Below are 2,576 nucleotides of genomic sequence, written 5' to 3' on the forward strand. Positions count from 1 at the left end.
GCTGATAAATTAAGCGGAACAATGGCTCTTACTCAAATAGTCCCTAAAATTAATGGACAATACGATTATTCGCGGGCTGTAGGTCAATTAGAAATGATTACTTATTATAATGCAAATGAGAATGCGTTTAGTTCCGATAATTATATACGATTTTGGAGACAAAATAGTGGCATGACTATTTTTGCAGCAGGTCAACTCCTGCTTGAATCTAATAACTTGATTGACATATCAACTAATTGGACTCATAGTGAAGGGAAAAATATTCAGTTAAAAGCAACGAGAAATTTTTATGCGGAAGCTCACAATGTAGTGGATTTAAGGGCGAATAATGGATTTTTCTTTCCGGATTCGAAAGGTCAGTGGATTTTTCCAAAAAAAGACCTAAATCCAGGTAAAAATTCGATTGCATTCTTTGATAATGGTAGTGATGCAGATTTAAGGCTTGCGTATATAAGGATAAGGAGTTCTCATATACATGAGTATTCGAATAAAGTTCAGTTCATAAGATCGGGTGACAGCTCAACGAAATATGCGCCTATAGAAATCGGCGCTCTACGTATTTACAAACAAGATAATATCGCTACTGGTAACATTTGGGCTGAAGGGAAGATATATTCAGAAGGTAGCCCAGTTACTAGTTCGAAAAAATTAAAAACAAATATAAGGGACGTTGACTTTAGTCCGCTTGAAAAAGTAATGTCTCTTGAATTGAAGCAATATAACCGCAAGCACGAAATTCCCACTCTTTATAAAATGCGAGAAAATAAACCATCGGATAAAACAGAGCCGTATACAATTAATGATATTCGAACTGAATATGGATTTATAGCTGATTATACTGATGAGGTGTTTAAGGATGATGAGGTTGAAGCAATCGAACTTTATGCTCTTTCTTCAATTTCAGCAGGAGCCATAAAAGAATTGAACATCAAATTAGAACAAGAAAAAAAGGAATTACAGAATCGTATTACCGCGTTAGAAGATTTGGTTCAAAAACTGATAAACGAAAAAACAGAGCAGCAATAGCTGGTCTGTTTTATTTTGTTTTAAAAAGGGGGGTGGATAAAGTGGAGGGGTTACAAGAGGTAAGAAACGACATGCAAGAAATGAAGCAAGAAATCAAAGAAATAAGGTTTGACATTAAAAGCTTGGAAATGCGTACAACAGGCAACGAAAAAGATATTGATAATATCAACAAACAGTTAGATAAAATCAGTGCTAACACGACTTGGATTTTACGCCTCATTGTTGGTGGAATCGTGGGAGCTATTCTTACTTTCTTATTGAAAGGGGGTGGTATGTAATGATTGAAATGAGCGTAATGATTGGCATTGTCGTTGGCCTTTCACAGATTGTAAAGACAATTGGATTACAAACAAAATATGTTCCGTTATTAAATGTAACGCTTGGCATTGTGCTAAGCGTTTTATTTTTGGATGGAGATATCAAAACGGGTGTATTTAAAGGAATCATCATTGGACTGTCAGCAAGTGGATTGTTTGACCACACAAAAATTTTGAAAAAGGATGCTGATATGAAATGAAAAGGGGAATGAAGTGGAGTTTTTCAATTGCAGTAACATTTATTTTAGTGCTATCTATTGCTACAAGTACATTCGCTGACAGAGTTTTGATTATTCCAGATTTACCTAAGATTCCATATAGAAATGGTGTAGGGGCTTATGAAGGTGTTGTGGCGCATAGTACAGCAACTCCAGAAGCGCCAGCAATTAATATTCAAAAATACGAGTCTCGTACATGGCGTAATGCATTTGTTCATTATGCGGTCGATTGGAATGAAACAATTCAGATTGCATCCGCAAATTATATTGCATATGGTGCAGGGCCATACGCAAATAAACGATTTGTGCATGTAGAGCTATGCGAAACAGCTGATTATACAAAATTCAAACGTTCATATGAAAAATACGTAAAGTTATTAGCAAAAATCTTGCGTAATCGTGGTTTATCTGTAGAAAAGGGATTGTGGACACACAGCGATGTAACGCACTATTTAGGTGGTACAGATCATGAAGATCCACTATCTTATTTACGCAAGCATGGTGTATCAGAAGCACAATTTCGTGCTGATGTAAAACGTGCATATCATAATTCAAATGTAGAAGTGTCTGTTCCTGAAAAACCTTCTAAACCAGAAGAAGTTCCAACGGCTGTTACAGACGGTATTGCTTATATCGAAGGATACAACGTTAACTTACGTAAAGGGCCAGGGACAAGTTATTCTAAAATTCGTCAGTTAAATAAGCCAGAAGCATATATTGTATGGGCCGAAAAAGATGGATGGTTAAATCTTGGAGCGAATCAATGGATTTACTACAATCCTTCTTATGTACGATTTAATAAAAAAAGCACAGTCGATTCCTCGATTGTCGGGAAACGTGTTGTTTCTAAGGTTAATAACTTACGTTTCTACAATTCTCCGTCTTGGCAAGATAAAGATGTAGCTGGTACAGTTGATGCAGGATTAGGATTTACGATTGATGCAAAAGTAACTGTTAACGGTTCCCCACAATACAAAGTGCACAATAGTAAAGGAAAAACATACTATATCACAGC

4 protein-coding genes are annotated in these 2,576 nt (G+C 36.0%); all 4 read left to right on the forward strand.

All coding sequences use genetic code 11. The features are described from left to right. The coding region (locus MR058_RS22665; protein WP_242145926.1) for a tail fiber domain-containing protein at positions 1-1,026 on the forward strand (1,026 nt) is incomplete at its 5' end. A gap of 41 nt (positions 1,027-1,067) precedes the next feature. Further along, entirely contained in the window at positions 1,068-1,304 is a 237-nt protein-coding gene (locus tag MR058_RS22670) for a hemolysin XhlA family protein (RefSeq protein ID WP_041809928.1), read from the forward strand. Further along, positions 1,304-1,543: a hypothetical protein gene (locus tag MR058_RS22675; protein ID WP_012095025.1), complete on the forward strand. Its 240-nt coding sequence runs from the start codon at positions 1,304-1,306 to the stop codon at positions 1,541-1,543. The genes MR058_RS22670 and MR058_RS22675 overlap by 1 nt, the downstream gene beginning before the upstream one ends. Further along, on the forward strand, positions 1,540-2,576 hold a 1,037-nt coding region (locus MR058_RS22680; RefSeq protein WP_242145927.1), incomplete at its 3' end, for an N-acetylmuramoyl-L-alanine amidase. The genes MR058_RS22675 and MR058_RS22680, both read left to right, overlap by 4 nt.

The sequence above is a fragment of the Bacillus cereus group sp. BfR-BA-01430 genome (genome assembly GCF_022663115.1).
Taxonomy (GTDB): domain Bacteria; phylum Bacillota; class Bacilli; order Bacillales; family Bacillaceae_G; genus Bacillus_A; species Bacillus_A cereus_BD.